Source organism: Streptomyces sp. NPDC086147 (genome assembly GCF_040702165.1).
GTDB lineage: Bacteria > Actinomycetota > Actinomycetes > Streptomycetales > Streptomycetaceae > Streptomyces.
Genome location: NZ_JBFBJO010000001.1, coordinates 949527 through 965830, shown reverse-complemented (window position 1 = coordinate 965830; position 16304 = coordinate 949527). Strand labels below are relative to the sequence as shown.

The window sequence follows — 16304 nt, the reverse complement described above, 5'->3', positions numbered from 1 at the left end:
GTGGCGCCCCCGATTGTGCCAGGGGCGGGGGGCGGGTGCTCAGTTGCGGAGGTCTACGAGGAGGGGGGGTGTGTGCGCGCCGGCGACCGTGGTCAGGGAGACGACGGCGTGGCCGGGCGGCACGGAGTGCGCGAGTTCGGAGGCGGACCACCGCTCGCGCTCGACCTTTCGTGTCGTGACGGCGTCGGTGGTGACGGCCTTGCCCGTGATCTTCTTGCGCAGGGCGTGGATGAAACGGGTCATGGGCTGGTCGGCGAAGACCGTGTGGTGCGCCACCTCGGTGGTCTCCACCCACTCCTTGCCCCAGGTCTCGGCGAATCCCCGGCCGTCCCAGGTGCTGATGCCGGAGAGCGCCACGCGGCAGCCGACGGCGCCGAGCAGCGGGCCGTGCAACGCCTCGGGCACCTCGCCGAGGGTGCGGAGGCCGAGGACGACTCCGGCGTTGTGCGGGCGCAGCCGCTGGAGGGAGCGGACGGTGCCGGGGGTGAGCGCCCCGGTGGCGTCGTCGAGCACGAGGGAGACGAGGTGCGCGCGGCCGGTGCCCGCCCGGGCCGCCGCGAGGAACTGGGCGAGGATCAGCCGGGTGAGGAGCCGTGACGCCTCCTCGTGCCCGTGCTCCGGCAGCTCGATCCTGACCCGCAGCGGGTGGTGGGTGACGGACTTCAGCGAGAAGGGGCGTACGGCTCCCCCGTCGGCGCCGAAGAACTCGGCGAACACGGGCCGGTCGAGGAGCGACAGGCGGTCCGCGAGGAGCGGCCCCGCGTCGGCCGCGGTGCCGGCCTGCCGGATGCGCGCCTCCAGCTCGCGTCGCATCGTGGCGGCGCCGTCCGCGGGCAGCCGGTCGAGCAGCGCCGTCAGCGTCCCGGGACCCGCTTCGAGCAGTTCGCGCAGGACCGGCACGGACGGGAAGCGGCCGTGCGCCGCCCGGTAGGGGCCGAGGAGCTGGGCGAGGACGGTGGCGGCGCGCCGGGCGTCGACGTTCTCGATGTCCCCCGCCAGGCCTTCGGCGAGCAGGGCCGCCGCCTCGTCGGGGTCGGTGAGGCCGGCGTACGGGTCGAGGTCGTACGGCGAGGACGGGTCGCCCGGCCGGACCACGACGTCGTACGCGGCCTCGGGGCCGAGCGGCGCTTCCGCCGTGCCGACGGCGACGACCGCGCAGGTGCCGGTGAGCGCCTGGAGGGTGAGGGACTCGACGACCGGGCCGGTCGGGCGGCCCGTCCCGCCGGTGCCGGTGGGCCCCACGACGAGCAGTGAGGTGGCGAGCGCGGACGGGTCGAGGGCGAGGCCCGCGCCCCGGTAGGCGGCCGGGTTCCGTTCCTCGGCCGCGCAGCGCCCGATGCGGACCTGGCCCACCAGGAGGTCGTGGGCGGCGGCACGGGTCGGCAGGTCCCGGTCGCCCGAGGGGTGCGCCCAGGCCGCGGCGCCCTGGCGCAGCACGGTGTCGACGAAGGAGGCGAGCCCGCCAGCGCCGGTGCGTCCCCGCTCCAGGTTCCGGCGGACCCGTGCGCAGTCCACGTCGTTCATGCGTCCGGCGGCGAGTTCGGCGGCGAGCAGGTCCGCGGTCCGCCACTCTCCCGCCGCCCGCAGCTCGGGCCATTGCGAGAGGGGGACGGGCACGGCCGGGTCGGGCGCCGGGGCGGTGGTGTCGGCACGGGAGCGCAGCCGTTCCCGGACGAAGGCGGGCCAGGCGCCGAGGCGGGCGAAGGGCCACAGGACGGCCGCCCCGATCAGCGCGTAGACGGTGTACACGAGGACCGGTGAGGTGAGGACGTCGTATCCGCCGCCGATCAGCGTGACGAGGGAGAACACCGGCCTGGAGACCGGCAGGGCCTCCCAGCCGACGCCGGGAAAGGCGCGGGGCCAGACGAGCGTCAGGGTGATCAGGGCCGCGCCGGCCGTGAGCCCGGCGCGCACCGGAGGGCGACGGTCGGCGAGCACGTGGCGGGCGAGTTCGGCCCAGGCCCCGAGCCGGGCCATCGCGTAGAGCAGTACCGCGAAGAAGACGCCGTCGTAGACGGCCCGGGCCTCCTCGCCGTGCCAGTCGCGGGGCGAGGTGGTCCCGGTGTGCCACCAGTCGGCGGGGGTGAAGGCCATGAGCGGGATCGACTGGTACGGGACGGCGCCGCGCCGCCAGGCCGACCACAGGAGCAGCCCCACCACCAGGGGGATGAGGAGCCCGGCCACGGTGACGGGCGGGAGTCGGCGGGCCTCCTTGGGCGGCGGCGGCGGCACGTGCCGGAACCGCCAGATGCCGGGCGCGGCCTCGGGGCGCGGGGCGTCCAGCCAGGCGACCACGGGCGCGGTGGCCGCGCCGGGCCCGGCGGGGGTGCCGGGCGCCGCGGCCGGCCTGGGCGGAACGACCGGCGGCGCGGAAGGCACGGGCGGCACCGAATGCGCGGGCGGAGCCGTCGGCGGCGCCGGGTGGGGGCGGGCGGGCGGCGGCCCCGCCGGCCGTGGCACCCCGCCCCCCGTCGTGTCGCGTGACTCGTACGTGCCGTCGGTCTCCATGAACCCCTGCCCCCTGACCAGCCAGGTCGCCGCGTCTGTGCCCTCGTCAATCTAGTGGGCCCGCGCCGCCCCGGAGGGATTTCGACCACCCGTGCGGCCGATCCCCGCGGGAGACGGCCAGTGGGCGGGGCCGGCCGCCTGCCGCGGGAGCGTGACCAGGCGTCTCCCGCGCGGAGGAGCGCCCCGTCATGTCCATCCCGGACAACGACACACCCCCCACCACTCCCGATCGGCGCATGCCTCTCCCCCTCCCCCGCGCCTAGCCTGCGGAGGAAACCCACAAGTGCGTCCAGAACACCCCCAGGAGCCCCGCATGAACGCTGTCCCGCAGGAGCGGCGCGTCGTCACCGCCATCCCCGGTCCGAAGTCGCAGGAGCTTCAGGCCCGACGCCTCGACGCGGTCGCCGGTGGCGTGGGCTCCACGCTGCCCGTCTTCACCAAGCGGGCCGGCGGCGGCATCATCGAGGACGTCGACGGGAACCGTCTGATCGACTTCGGCTCCGGCATCGCCGTGACCTCGGTCGGCGCCTCCGCCGAGGCCGTCGTGCGCCGCGCCTCCGCGCAGCTCCAGGACTTCACCCACACCTGTTTCATGGTGACGCCGTACGAGGGTTACGTGGAGGTCTGCGAGGCCCTCGCCGAGCTGACCCCGGGCGACCACGCCAAGAAGTCGGCGCTGTTCAACTCGGGCGCCGAGGCCGTCGAGAACGCGGTCAAGATCGCCCGTTCGTACACGAAGCGCCAGGCCGTCGTCGTCTTCGACCACGGCTACCACGGCCGTACGAACCTGACGATGGCGCTCACCTCGAAGAACATGCCGTACAAGCAGGGCTTCGGGCCGTTCGCGCCCGAGGTCTACCGCGTGCCGGTGGCCTACGGCTACCGCTGGCCCACCGGTGCCGAGAACTGCGGCCCCGAGGCCGCCGCCCAGGCGATCGACCAGATCAGCAAGCAGATCGGCGCCGACAACGTCGCCGCGATCATCATCGAGCCGGTCCTCGGCGAGGGCGGCTTCATCGAGCCGGCCAAGGGCTTCCTGCCGGCGATCGTGAAGTTCGCCAACGACAACGGCATCGTCTTCGTCGCGGACGAGATCCAGTCCGGCTTCTGCCGCACCGGCCAGTGGTTCGCCTGCGAGGACGAGGGCGTCGTCCCGGACCTCATCACCACCGCCAAGGGCATCGCGGGCGGTCTGCCGCTCGCCGCCGTCACCGGCCGCGCCGAGATCATGGACTCCGTCCACGGCGGCGGCCTGGGCGGCACCTACGGCGGCAACCCGGTGGCCTGCGCCGGTGCGCTCGGCTCCATCGAGACGATGAAGGAGCTCGACCTCAACGGGAAGGCCAAGCGCATCGAGGAGGTCATGAAGGCCCGCCTCACCGCGATGCAGGAGAAGTTCCCGGCCATCGGCGACATCCGCGGCCGCGGCGCCATGATCGCCATCGAGCTGGTGAAGGACCCGACCACCAAGGAGCCGTACGCGGAGGCCGCCGGCGCCCTGGCGAAGGCCTGCCACGCGGAGGGCCTCCTGGTCCTGACCTGCGGCACCTACGGCAACGTGCTCCGCTTCCTGCCGCCGCTGGTCATCGGCGAGGACCTGCTGAACGAGGGCCTCGACATCCTCGAGAACGCGTTCGCCCAGATCTGATCCGCGGGCCCGTGAGGGCCCTGGTGTGAAGACTCTGTGGGGGGCCGATGGCGGGACGCGTTTCCCGCTGTCGGTCCCCCCTTCCTCTGGCGTACGGTTCCCCCGGATGAGAGAAACACCCCGGGCGGAGCCTCCCCAGCCCCGTCCGCACCGTGCCTCCGCGCACGCCGCCGGCGCCTCGTGCCCCGGCACTCCTCACCGATCGGATGGCCGCACGCCCCACACCCCCCGGGGCGCGCGGCAGCCCGGTCCTCCCGGCCGTCCTGGAACCACCCCCCCTGTTCCAGGGCGGCCGGCTCTCTTCTCGGCGCTCGTCGCCTTCGCCGTCGTGACCTGGCAGGTGCTCGTCCACGGCCCCCTGGCCAGGCTCGACGAGCGGGTCTCCCGGGCCCTGGTGGACACGGTCCCCCGGCCCCTGAGCGAGCTCGCCTCCGACCTCGGCAACATGCCCGTCGCACTGCCCGTGCTCGGCTGCGCGATGGCGTACGCGGTGTGGCGGGGGCGCGGGCGGGCCGCCCTGTGCGCGGGTCTCGCGATGGCCGCGGTCCCCCTCCTCGTGGTTCCGCTGAAGCTGTGGACCGCCCGGCCCGGGCCCCTGGAGCCGTGGGCGCACGGTTACTACCCGTCGGGCCACACGGCCACCGCGATGGTGGCCTACTTCGGCGCGGCCCTCCTCGTCTCGAACCGGCTGGTCCCCGTCGCCGCCGTGCTGACGGCGGTGACGGGGACCGGCTTGGTGCTGCGGGGCTATCACTGGCCGCTGGACGTGGTGGCCAGCCTCTGTCTGGGGCTGTGGATCCTGGCCGTCAGCTCCACTTGTATGCGTCGAAGTTCTTCGAGAACTCCCACTGGTTGAAGCGGTCCCAGTTGATCGACCACGTCATCAGGCCGCGCAGGGCGGGCCAGGTGCCGTGGGTCTGGTACGAGCCGCAGTTGACCTTCTTGGTGAGGCAGTCCAGGGCCTTGTTGACCTCGGACGGGCTGGTGTGGCCGTTGCCCGCCTGGGTGGAGGCCGGGAGGCCGATGGCGACCTGCTCGGGGCGGAGCGCCGGGAAGACGCGGTCGGTGTTGCCGGCGACCGGGAAGCCGGTGAGGAGCATGTCGGTCATGGCGATGTGGAAGTCGGCGCCGCCCATGGAGTGGTACTGGTTGTCCAGGCCCATGATGGAGCCCGAGTTGTAGTCCTGGACGTGCAGCAGGGTGAGGTCGTCGCGCAGGGCGTGGATGACCGGCAGGTAGGCGCCGGCGCGCGGGTCCTGGCCGCCCCAGGGGCCGGAGCCGTAGTACTGGTAGCCGAGCTGGACGAAGAAGGTCTCCGGGGCCATGGTCAGGACGAACTTGGCGCCGTACTTGGCCTTGAGGGTCTTGACCGCCTGGATGAGGTTGACGATGACCGGGCTGGTCGGGTTCCGGAAGTCGTTGTCACCGGTCTGGAGCGAGAGGGAGTGGCCCTCGAAGTCGATGTCCAGGCCGTCGAGCCCGTACTCGTCGATGATCTTCGAGACGGAGGTGACGAAGGCGTCGCGGGCGGCCGTGCTGGAGAGCTGGACCTGGCCGTTCTGGCCGCCGATGGAGATGAGGACCTTCTTGCCGGCGGCCTGCTTGGCCTTGATCGCCGCCTTGAACTCCGCGGGCGACTCCACGTTCGGGCACTCGGTGGCCGGGCAGAGGCTGAAGCGGATGTCGCCCGAGGTCACCGAGGTCGGCTCGCCGAAGGCCAGGTTGACGACGTCCCAGGAGTCGGGGACGTCGGCCATGCGGGTGTAGCCGGAGCCGTTGGCGAAGCTGGCGTGGAGGTAGCCGACGAGGGCGTGCGCGGGCAGGCCCTGGTTGCCGCCGTCCCCGCCGCCGCCGTTGGTCGTGGTCGCGGTGACGGCGGCGGACTTCGGGGACTCGCCCGCCGCGTTCACGGCGCTGACCTGGAAGGTGTACGCGGTGGAGGCGGTCAGGCCGGTCGCGGTGGCGGAGGTACCGGTGACCGTCTGGATCCGCGTGGCGCCCCGGTAGACGTGGTACGAGGTGGCGCCGGGGACCGCGCTCCAGGTCAGCGGCACGGTGGTGGAGGTCGGGGAGCCGGCCGCGAGCCCGGTGGGGGCGGCGGGGAGCTGGACCGGGTCGCCGCCGGGGCCGTACAGCGAGAGGTCGTCGGCCTGGTAGGCGGGGGTGCCGTACCAGCCGTGGGTGTAGATCGTGACCGAGGTGGTGGAGGGGCCCGTGGTGAAGCCGGTGCTGAGCTTCTGCCAGGCGGGGGCCGAGCCCGTCCAGGTGGAGACGTCGGTGGTGCCGGTGCCGGTAGCGCCCAGGTAGACGTAGCTGCCGCGGACCCAGCCGCTGAGCGTGTACGTGGAGTTGGGCTTCACGGTGACGGTCTGGGAGCAGCGGGCGTTGTCGCTGCCGGCCGGGGTGGCCTGGAGCGCCTTCGTGCCGCCGTGCACGGGCGACGTGACGACGGCGCCGCTGCCCGCCGTACAGGTCCAGCCGTCGAGTCCGGCCTCGAAGCCGCCGTTGCGGGCGAGTTCGGTGTCGGCGGCCTGGGCCGCGGGGGTGAGCGCGAGGAGCCCTCCGGCGGCGAGGGCGCCCGCCAGGGTCAGGGTGAGGGATCTGGAGCGGGCCACGACTGCCTCCGGGAAGGGGAGATGGAGCGGTGGGGGAATCGAAGGGAGCGCGCCACAGCATGGTCCAGACCAATCAAGTGGTCAAGACCTCTGTCCGCGCGACTCCTTCGCTCAGCCCCCGTCCACCACCCCCTCCCCCCGGGCCAGTCGGCCCGCCGCCTCGTGCATCGCCAGCTCCAGGAGCGGGGCGTCGGTGAGGGTTCCGGTGCCGTCCGGGACCACCAGCCAGCGCACCGCGCCGGACGCCCGGCCCGGGTGCGGGACGACGATCCAGGTCCCGGCGCCCGCGCTGCGAATCCCGGTGCCGAGCCAGCGGGCGGCGGTGCCCGGCGGGACGAAGAAGCCCATCCGGGCGTCGCCGAAGTCGGCCAGGACCGGACCAGGCCGGCCCACCAGGCGGGTCAGCACGTCGAGCGTGGGATAGCCGAGTCCGGCCGGCAGGATCAGCACGTCCCACCGCACGCCGGCGGGCAGCAGCGCGACCCCGTGCGGACCGCGCTCCCACTCCCAGCGGCACGCGTCGGGATCGGGCGCGGCCGAGAGCAGCCACTCCACCGCACTCCTGGCGCCCGTGGCCCCCGTACCAGTCATCGCGACCTCCTCCTTCCGTGTGGACACGGTGTCCACACGGAGAGAGCGCGGAGGGCGGCTTCTCTTACGCGGCTTCGACTACCCGCTGGTTGTGACGTACGTCACCCGGACGCGCGTCACGCGAGCGGTCAGCTGTCGAAGCCCAGGCCCAGGCGGTCCATCGCCTTCAGCCACAGGTTCCGCCGGCCGCCGTTCTCGTCGGCGCGGGCGAGGGACCACTTGGTGAGGCCGATGCCGGCCCAGGCGACCGGCTCGGGCGGGAACGGCAGCGGCTTGGAGCGGACCATCTCCAGGTCGGTGCGCTCGGTGCGCTCCCCCGCGAGCAGGTCGAGCATCACGTCGGCGCCGAAGCGGGTGGCGCCGACGCCGAGGCCGGTGAACCCGGCCGCGTACGCCACCTTCCCCTTGTGCGCCGTGCCGAAGAAGGCCGAGAAGCGGGAGCAGGTGTCGATCGCGCCGCCCCAGGCGTGGCTGAAGCGGAGCCCTTCGAGCTGCGGGAAGCAGTGGAAGAAGTGCTCGGCCAGCTTGAGGTACGTCTCCGGGCGGTGGTCCCGCTCGGCGCTGACCCTGCCGCCGAAGGGGTAGATCGCGTCGTAGCCGCCCCACAGGATCCGGTGGTCGGCGGTGATCCGGAAGTAGTGGAACTGGTTGGCGGAGTCACCGAGCCCCTGCCGGTTCTTCCAGCCGATCGAGGCGAGCTGCTCGGCGCTGAGCGGCTCGGTCGTCAGGGCGTAGTCGTAGACCGGGACCGTGTAGGCCCGGACCCGCTTGACCAGGGACGGGAAGACGTTGGTGCCGAGCGCGACCCGGCGGGCGAGGACCTTGCCGTACGGGGTGCGCACGCCCGTGCCGGCGCCGACGGAGACCAGGTCCAGGCCGGGGGTGTTCTCGTAGATCCGGACGCCCAGGCCCAGACAGGCCCGCTTGAGGCCCCAGGCCAGCTTGGCGGGGTTCAGCATGGCGACGCCGCGGCGGTCCCAGAGGCCGCCGAGGAAGGTCGGCGAGTCGACCTCGGCGCGCACCGCGTCCCGGTCGAGGAGGTCGACGCCGTCGGCGAGGCCGAGCCGGTCGAGCTCCCCGTACACCTGGTGGAGCTCCTCCACCTGGTACGGCTCGGTGGCCACGTCGATCTCGCCGGTGCGCTCGAAGTCGCAGTCCAGGGAGTAGCGGGCGACGGCCTCCTCGATGGCGTCGAGGTTCCGCTCGCCCAGCTCCTCCAGCTTCTCCAGCTCGCCCGGCCAGCGGGCGAGCCCGTTGCCGAAGCCGTGGGTGAGGGAGGCCGCGCAGAAGCCCCCGTTGCGGCCCGAGGCGGCCCAGCCCACCTCGCGCCCCTCGATCAGGACGACGTCCCGGGAGGGGTCGCGCTCCTTGGCGAGGAGCGCGGTCCACAGTCCGCTGTAGCCGCCGCCGACCACGAGGAGGTCGCACTTCTCGGTGCCGGTGAGGGCGGGCAGGGCTCCGGGCTTGCCGGGGTCTTCCAGCCAGAAGGGGACGGGCTGGGCGTCGGAGAGAGATTGGGCGGCGAGACGCATGGCGACTGGGGCCATGGTTTCCAACTCCTTCGGTGCCTGGGCGGCCTTCGCTCAGGCTGTTGCTGTTTTCTTGCGCCGGTTCGTAATGATTTGCCCGGCCACGACCACCAGTACCGCGAGGACGAACATCGCGGTGCCGATGACGTTGATCTGAACGGGTGTGCCACGCTGCGCCGAGCCCCAGACAAACATGGGGAAGGTGACCGTGGAGGGTCCCGCGTTGAAGTTGGTGATGATGAAGTCGTCGAACGAGAGCGCGAAGGCGAGCAGCGCGCCGGCGGCGATGCCGGGGGCGGCGATCGGCAGGGTGACGCGCAGGAAGGTCTGCGCGGGCCCCGCGTAGAGGTCGCGGGCGGCCTCCTCGAGACGCGGGTCCATGGACATGACCCTGGCCTTGACCGCCGTCACGACGAACGACAGGCAGAAGGTGATGTGGGCGATCAGGACCGTCCAGAAGCCCAGCTCGATCCCCATGTTGAGGAAGAGGGTGAGCAGCGAGGCGGCCATGACGACCTCGGGCATCGCCATCGGCAGGAAGATCAGCGAGTTGATCGCGCCGCGCGCCCGGAAGCGGTAGCGGACCAGCGCGAAGGCGATCGCCGTGCCGAGGACGACGGCGCCGAGGGTGGCCCAGGCGGCGAGCTGCAGCGAGAGCGACAGCGACTGGCACATGTCGGCGACGCCGCAGGGGTCCTTCCAGGCGTCCAGGGAGAACTTCTGCCAGGAGTAGTTGAAGCGCCCGTTCGGCTTGTTGAACGAGAACGCCATCACGACGAGGTTCGGCAGGATCATGTACGCGAGCGTCAGCAGGCCCGCGACGACGACGAGATTCTTGCGGATCCAGCGCATCAGACGAGGTCCTCCGTTCCGGCGCGGCGGATGTAGACGGTGACCATGACCAGGACGATCGCCATGAGGATGAAGGAGAGCGCGGCGGCCGTCGGGTAGTCGAGGACCCGCAGGAACTGCGACTGGATGACGTTGCCGACCATCTTGGTGTCGGTCGAGCCGAGCAGTTCGGAGTTCACGTAGTCGCCGCTCGCCGGGATGAAGGTGAGCAGGGTGCCGGAGACGACGCCGGGCATCGACAGCGGGAAGGTCACCTTGCGGAAGGTGGTGGCCGGGGAGGCGTACAGGTCCTGCGCGGCCTCGTGGAGCCGCCCGTCGATCCTCTCCAGGGAGGTGTAGAGGGGCAGGATCATGAAGGGCAGGAAGTTGTACGTGAGGCCGCAGACGACCGCCATCGGGGTAGCGAGCACCCGGTCGCCCTCGGTCCAGCCGAGCCAGCTCGTCACGTCGAGGACGTGCAGCGCGTTCAGCGCGTCGACCACGACGCTGTCGTCCGCCAGGATCGTCTTCCACGCCAGGGTCCGGATGAGGAAGCTGGTGAAGAAGGGGGCGATGACCAGGACGAGGATCAGATTGCGCCAGCGGCCGGCCCGGAAGGCGATCAGGTACGCGAGCGGGTAGCCGAGGAGCAGGCAGAGGACGGTCGCGGTCCCGGCGTAGAGCAGGGAGCGGACGAACTGCGGCCAGTACTCCTGGAGGGCCTCCCAGTAGGTCTGGAAGTGCCAGGTGACCTGGAAGCCGGCTTCGAGGGAGCCGGTCTGGACCGAGGTGGAGGCCTGGTAGACCAGCGGCAGCGCGAAGAAGACGAGCAGCCAGACGATGCCGGGGAGCAGCAGCCAGTAGGGGACGAGCCGCTTGCGGGTGGGGGGCTTGCGCAGAACCGGTTCCTCCACCGATTCGGGCGCCTCTTTCGTCAGGGTCGGGGCGCTCATCCGGCGTCCTCCACGCTCTCCACACCGGCGTCGCCCACTGTCCCCGCAAGCAGGGACTGGTCCGCGTCGAGCCCGAACGTGTGGGCCGGGTTCCAGTGCAGGACCACCTCGGCGCCCGGGACGAGCCGGGTGTCGCGCTCGATGTTCTGCTCGTACACCTGGAGTTCCGCGCCCGCCGGGCTGTTCACCACGTACTGGGTGGAGACCCCGATGAAGGAGGAGTCGGCGATCCGGCCGGTGACGCGGTTGCGGCCGTCGGCTATCGCGCCGGCGTCGTCCGCGTGCGTGAGGGAGATCTTCTCGGGGCGGACGCCCACCAGCAGCCTGCCGCCCGCGCGGACGGCGGGGGTACAGCGGTCGCCGGGGACCCGGAGCTTGCCGCCGCCCGCCGCGACGAGCACCTCGGAACCGGTCTCCAGGACCTCGGCCCCGATGAGGTTGGAGGTGCCGAGGAAGTTGGCGACGAAGGTGGTCCGCGGGTTCTCGTACAGGTCGGCGGGGGCGCCGAGCTGCTCGACCCGGCCGCCGTTCATCACCGCGACCTGGTCGGCCATGGTCATGGCCTCCTCCTGGTCGTGGGTGACGTGCACGAAGGTGATGCCGACCTCGGTCTGGATCCGCTTGAGCTCCAGCTGCATCTGGCGGCGCAGCTTGAGGTCGAGGGCGCCGAGCGGCTCGTCGAGGAGGAGGACCTGCGGGTGGTTGATGAGGGCGCGGGCCACGGCGACGCGCTGCTGCTGGCCGCCGGAGAGCTGGTGCGGCTTGTGGCGGGCCTTGTCGCCGAGCTGGACGAGCTCCAGCATCTCGTCGACCTGCTTCTTCACCGACTTGATGCCCCGGCGGCGCAGGCCGAAGGCGATGTTCTCGGTGATGTCCATGTGCGGGAAGAGCGCGTAGGACTGGAAGACGGTGTTGACCGGCCGCTTGTAGGGCGGGAGGTCGGTGACGTCGGTGTCGCCGAGGAAGACGGTGCCGGTGCTGGGGTCCTCCAGGCCGGCGATCATGCGCAGGGTGGTGGTCTTGCCGCAGCCGGAGGCGCCGAGGAGGGCGAAGAAGGAGCCCTGCGGGACGGTCAGGTCGAGCGGGTGGACGGCGGTGAAGGAGCCGTACGTCTTGCTGATCCCGGTGAGACGGACGTCGCCGCCGCCCGTGTTCTTTCCGGTGTGAGCAGTCTTGTCAGTCATGGGTCGTGGTCCCAGGGGAGTGAGAGGGGTGGACGAGGCCGGACTCAGGCGCCGATGAGCTTGGCGAACTTCTCCTCGTACGCCGTCTCCTCCGCGCCGGTGAGCGAGCGGAACGCGCGCGACTTCTTCGCCATGGCCTTGTCGGGGAGGATCAGCGTGTTGTCCGCGAGTTCGGGGTCGATCCTGGCGAGCTCGTCCTTCACCCCGTCGACGGGGCAGACGTAGTTGATGTACGCGGCGAGCTGCGCGGCGACGGGGAGCTCGTAGTAGTGGTCGATGAGCTTCTCGGCGTTGGACTTGTGCCGGGACTGCGCGGGGACGAGCAGGTTGTCGGTGGAGGTGATGTAGCCGGCCGCCGGTATGGCGTAGCGGATGTCGGGGTTGTCCGCCTGGAGCTGGATGACGTCGCCGGCCCAGGCGAGACAGGCGGCTATGTCGCCCTTGTCGAGGTCGGAGGTGTAGTCGTTGCCGGTGAAGCGGCGTATCTGCTTCTTGTCGACGCCCTTCTGGAGGCGTCCGACCGCCGCGTCGAAGTCGGCGTCCGTGAAGGCGCCCGGGTCCTTGCCGAGGTCGAGCAGGGTCATGCCGACGGTGTCGCGCATCTCGGTGAGGAAGCCGACCCGGCCCTTGAGCGAGGGGTCGTCCAGGAGCTGGGTGACCGAGTCGACCTTCTTCCCGCCGGTCGCCTTCACGTTGTACGCGATGACGGTGGAGATGCCGGTCCAGGGATACGAGTGGGCGCGGCCCGGGTCCCAGTCGGGGTTGCGGAACTGGGCGGAGAGGTTGGTGTAGGCGTGGGGGAGGTTCGAGGGGTCGAGCTTCTGCACCCAGCCGAGCCGGATCATCCGGGCGGCGAGCCAGTCGGTGACGCATATGAGGTCGCGGCCGGTGTCCTGGCCGGCGGCGAGCTGCGGCTTGATCTTGCCGAAGAACTCGACGTTGTCGTTGATGTCCTCGGTGTACTTGACCTTGATCCCGGTGCGCTTCTCGAACGCCTCCAGGGTGGGGCGGGACTTCTCGTCCTCGCTGACGTCCATGTACTCGGTCCAGTTGGAGAAGGCGACCGTCTTCTCCTTGGCCGAGTCGTCGGTGGAGGCGGTGCCCTGGCCCTCCCGCTTGGCGGGCGGGATGCCGCAGGCGCTCAGGGACGCGAGGCCGCCGGCGGTGAGCGCGCCGACGCCGCCCGCGCGCAGCACCGAACGGCGGCTGAGAGTGCCCCGGCCGCTCGTCATGCTGCGGCGTATCGCCGCGAGCTGCGCGGCGGACAGGCGGTCGGGCTCGTACTGCTCCATGCGCTGTGCCCTTTCGGGAGGGTTGCGTCGCCGGTCGGGCGACGGTCGGCTATCGGTCCCCGAAGATCGTGCGGTGCCAGTCCTTCGCGGCGACCGCGGTGTTGTCGTACATGACGTGCTTGACCTGCGTGTACTCCTCGAAGGAGTACACCGACATGTCCTTCCCGTAGCCCGAGGCCCGGGTTCCCCCGTGGGGCATCTCGCTGATGATCGGGATGTGGTCGTTGACCCAGACGCAGCCGGCCTTGATCTCCCGGGTGGCCCGTCCCGTCCGGTAGACGTCGCGGCTCCAGGCGGAGGCGGCGAGGCCGTAGGGGGTGTCGTTGGCGAGCCGGATGCCCTCGTCGTCGGTGTCGAAGGGCAGGGCCACCAGGACCGGGCCGAAGATCTCCGACTGCACGACCTCGCTGTCCTGCGCGGCGCCGGTGATCAGGGTCGGTCGATAGTACGCACCGTCCTTCAGGTCCCCGCCGGGTGCTTCGCCGCCGGTGACGACGGTGGCGTAGCCGCGGGCGCGGTCGACGAAGCCGGCGACCCGGTCGCGCTGGGCGTGGCTGATCAGCGGGCCGAGGTCGGTGTCCGGGGCGAAGGGGTCGCCGAGCCGTACGGACTCCATGAGGGCGGCGACGCGGGCGGTGAAGGCGTCGAAGAGCGGGCGCTGGACGTACGCGCGCGTGGCGGCGGTGCAGTCCTGGCCGCTGTTGATGAGGGAGGCGGCGACGGCGCCGTGGGCGGCGGCCTCCAGGTCGGCGTCGTCGAAGACGACGAAGGGGGCCTTGCCGCCGAGTTCGAGGTGGAGGCGCTTGACGGTGGCGGTGGCGATCTCGGCGACCCGCCTGCCGACCGGGGTGGAGCCGGTGAAGGAGGTCATGACGACGTCGGGGTGGCCGACGAGGTGCTCGCCGACGGTCCGGCCGGCGCCGTTGACGATGTTGATCACGCCGTCGGGGATGCCGGCGTCGGTCGCGGCCTGCGCGAACATCAGGGAGGTGAGCGGGGTGAGTTCGGCGGGCTTCAGGACGATCGTGTTGCCGGCGGCGATCGCCGGGAGGATCTTCCAGGCGGCCATCTGGAGGGGGTAGTTCCAGGGGGCGATGGAGCCGACGACGCCGAGGGGCTCGCGCCGTACGTAGGAGGTGTGGTCGCCGGAGTACTCGGCGGCGGCCTGGCCCTGGAGGTGGCGGGCGGCCCCGGCGAAGAAGGCGGTGTTGTCGACCGTGCCGGGCACGTCGAACTCGGTGGTGAGCTTGAGCGGCTTGCCGCACTGGAGGGACTCGGCGCGGGCGAAGTCCTCGGCCCGCTCGGCGAGGACGCCGGCGAAGCGGTGCAGGGCGTCGGAGCGCTCGCCGGGGGTGGCGCCCGCCCAGCCCGGGAAGGCGGCCTTGGCGGCGGCGACGGCCGCGTCCACGTCGGCGGTGGAGGCGAGCGCGTAGGTGTAGACGGTCTTCCCGGTCGCCGGGTCGATCACATGGTGGTCCTCGCCGGACGTTCCGGGGCGGAGCTCGCCGCCGATGTACTGTGCGCCGTCCGCGAAGCGGTCCGTCACCTGGAAGCGGTTGCCCATGACGCTCTCCGTTGTCCCAGCTCGAATTGAGTGCCGATCCTGACAGAGGGACGACTACCCAACAAGTGATTCCGTTGTTGCCTTTTGGTTACGCGACGGATTCGGTCGACCATGTGTCGAGGCCGCCGGAAAATCTCCGTACGGAGTGTCCGTGGCGAATGCCAGACTCGCATGCATGAGCGCGATCGAGGAGCTGACACAGCAGGTCAGCAGGGGTGACAGGGTGAAGTGGCTGCACTTCTGGGGTCACCGTCCGCACCCGGACGGGCACCTTTCGGCGAGCTGTCTGAGCCAGTGGTGGCCCTCCCCCTTCACGGTCGACGGGGTGGCCTACGCGACCGCCGAGCACTGGATGATGGCGGCCAAGGCCCGGCTCTTCGGGGACGCGGACGCCGAGCGGGCCGCACTGGCCGCCCGCACCCCGGCGGAGGCCAAGAACGCGGGCCGGCTGGTGCGGGACTTCGACGACGCGGTGTGGACGCGGGAGCGGTTCGGGATCGTCGTCGAGGGCAGCGTCCACAAGTTCTCGTCGAGCGACGCCCTGCGCGCGTATCTGCTCGGCACCGGTGACCGCGTTCTGGTGGAGGCCAGTCCGGTGGACCGGATCTGGGGCATCGGACTCGCCGCGACCGACCCCGGCGCCCACGACCCGGCCCGCTGGCGCGGCCTCAACCTCCTGGGCTTCGCCCTCATGGAGGCGCGGGAGCGGCTCCGGAACTCCTGACGCCTGAGAAGGGGAAGGGCTACGGGACTTCTGACACCCAAGGAGAAGGGCCCCGTACCGGAAGCCGGTGCGGGGCCCTCGTCCGTATGTACGGGTCCTCAGCGGGTGATCTCCAGCACCAGGGACGACGCGAACGGGTCCTCGTCGTAGCTGCCGGAGTCCTCCAAGGTCGAGGGGTCCTGGTTGATCGCCCAGATGAGGAAGCCGAGGAAGACCGCGCCGATCAGGGTGCCGATGGCGCCGAGCACGATGCCGGCGACCGCCATGCCCCGGTTCGTCGCCTCGCCCCGGCCCGCCTTCTTCACCCCGATGATGCCGAGGATCAGGGCCAGGATGCCGAGGAGCGCCCCCAGGCCGTACAGGCAGAAGCCCGCGACCGAGATGATGCCGAGCACCATCGCCGCCGTGCCCATGCCGTTGGAGGGGGGCTGCTGCCAGCCGGGCTGGCCGCCGTATCCCGGGTATCCGGGGTAGCCGTACCCGGAGGTCGTCATGGGCGTCGGGGCGCCGGGGGCCGCCGGGTAGCCGTAGCTCCCGGCGGAGGTGTCGGCCGGGTGGCCGTAGCCCCCGGAGGTGTCCGCCGGATAGCCGTACGCGCCGGGCGCCGCCGGGCCGCCGGGCGCGACCGGGGGCGGCGGGACGTCGCCGCCGGGGCCGGGCGCCGCCGGCATGGACGTGACGGTCTGCTGGTCGTGCACCGGCGGGGGCGACGGCGCCGCCGGCTTGCTCAGTTCCACCCCGTCGCGGTTCGGCGGAGCCCACGGGTCCGCCGGGTCGTAACCGCCCGGCTGCTGGTCTCGGTTGTCAGACATGGGCCTCCCCCATCGTGGTCACGTCATGCTACGGCCTCACTCCTGCGGGGGAA

Annotated in this window: 13 protein-coding genes; 3 read left to right on the top strand and 10 right to left on the bottom strand. The window is 71.8% G+C overall.

Annotated elements, in window-relative coordinates; all coding sequences use genetic code 11:
• Positions 1-39 precede the first annotated feature (39 nt).
• Entirely contained in the window at positions 40-2508 is a 2469-nt protein-coding gene (locus AB0398_RS04550; protein ID WP_366372262.1) for an ATP/GTP-binding protein, read from the bottom strand.
• A gap of 313 nt (positions 2509-2821) precedes the next feature.
• On the opposite strand from AB0398_RS04550, the gene gabT reads away from it, so the two are divergent.
• Together gabT and AB0398_RS04540 are read left to right on the top strand one after the other, a co-directional pair.
• Positions 2822-4156 (top strand): 4-aminobutyrate--2-oxoglutarate transaminase, encoded by a 1335-nt coding sequence (gene gabT, locus AB0398_RS04545; RefSeq protein WP_366372261.1) that lies wholly within the window; start codon positions 2822-2824, stop codon positions 4154-4156.
• 106 nt (positions 4157-4262) lie between these two features.
• Positions 4263-5012: a phosphatase PAP2 family protein gene (locus tag AB0398_RS04540; RefSeq protein ID WP_366372260.1), complete on the top strand. Its 750-nt coding sequence runs from the start codon at positions 4263-4265 to the stop codon at positions 5010-5012.
• Here AB0398_RS04540 and AB0398_RS04535 read toward each other — a convergent pair.
• From AB0398_RS04535 to AB0398_RS04500, 8 genes are all read right to left on the bottom strand, one after another.
• A complete protein-coding gene (locus AB0398_RS04535; protein WP_366372259.1) occupies positions 4963-6771 on the bottom strand; it encodes a glycoside hydrolase family 18 protein in 1809 nt (602 codons plus the stop codon). The two genes, AB0398_RS04540 and AB0398_RS04535, sit on opposite strands and share 50 nt — an antisense overlap.
• A gap of 111 nt (positions 6772-6882) precedes the next feature.
• Entirely contained in the window at positions 6883-7362 is a 480-nt protein-coding gene (locus AB0398_RS04530) for a hypothetical protein (RefSeq protein WP_366372258.1), read from the bottom strand.
• Positions 7363-7490: 128 nt separating this feature from the next.
• Positions 7491-8909 (bottom strand): FAD-binding oxidoreductase, encoded by a 1419-nt coding sequence (locus AB0398_RS04525; protein ID WP_366372257.1) that lies wholly within the window; start codon positions 8907-8909, stop codon positions 7491-7493.
• Between the two features lie 36 nt (positions 8910-8945).
• The gene (locus AB0398_RS04520; protein ID WP_366372256.1) at positions 8946-9743 is read right to left on the bottom strand and encodes an ABC transporter permease; all 798 of its coding nucleotides are present in this window, start codon (positions 9741-9743) and stop codon (positions 8946-8948) included.
• Positions 9743-10675: an ABC transporter permease gene (locus tag AB0398_RS04515; protein ID WP_366372255.1), complete on the bottom strand. Its 933-nt coding sequence runs from the start codon at positions 10673-10675 to the stop codon at positions 9743-9745. Before AB0398_RS04515 ends, AB0398_RS04520 begins: the two co-directional genes overlap by 1 nt.
• On the bottom strand, positions 10672-11859 hold the full coding sequence (locus tag AB0398_RS04510; RefSeq protein WP_366372254.1) for an ABC transporter ATP-binding protein: 1188 nt from the start codon (positions 11857-11859) through the stop codon (positions 10672-10674). Before AB0398_RS04510 ends, AB0398_RS04515 begins: the two co-directional genes overlap by 4 nt.
• A 44-nt stretch (positions 11860-11903) precedes the next feature.
• Entirely contained in the window at positions 11904-13151 is a 1248-nt protein-coding gene (locus AB0398_RS04505; protein ID WP_366372253.1) for a spermidine/putrescine ABC transporter substrate-binding protein, read from the bottom strand.
• A 49-nt stretch (positions 13152-13200) separates the two neighbouring features.
• Entirely contained in the window at positions 13201-14715 is a 1515-nt protein-coding gene (locus AB0398_RS04500) for a gamma-aminobutyraldehyde dehydrogenase (protein WP_366372252.1), read from the bottom strand.
• 175 nt (positions 14716-14890) lie between these two features.
• On the opposite strand from AB0398_RS04500, the gene AB0398_RS04495 reads away from it, so the two are divergent.
• Positions 14891-15439: an NADAR family protein gene (locus AB0398_RS04495; RefSeq protein WP_366372251.1), complete on the top strand. Its 549-nt coding sequence runs from the start codon at positions 14891-14893 to the stop codon at positions 15437-15439.
• 98 nt (positions 15440-15537) lie between these two features.
• On the opposite strand, the gene AB0398_RS04490 is transcribed toward AB0398_RS04495, so the two are convergent.
• Positions 15538-16251 (bottom strand): DUF4190 domain-containing protein, encoded by a 714-nt coding sequence (locus tag AB0398_RS04490; RefSeq protein ID WP_366372250.1) that lies wholly within the window; start codon positions 16249-16251, stop codon positions 15538-15540.
• Positions 16252-16304: the final 53 nt, after the last annotated feature.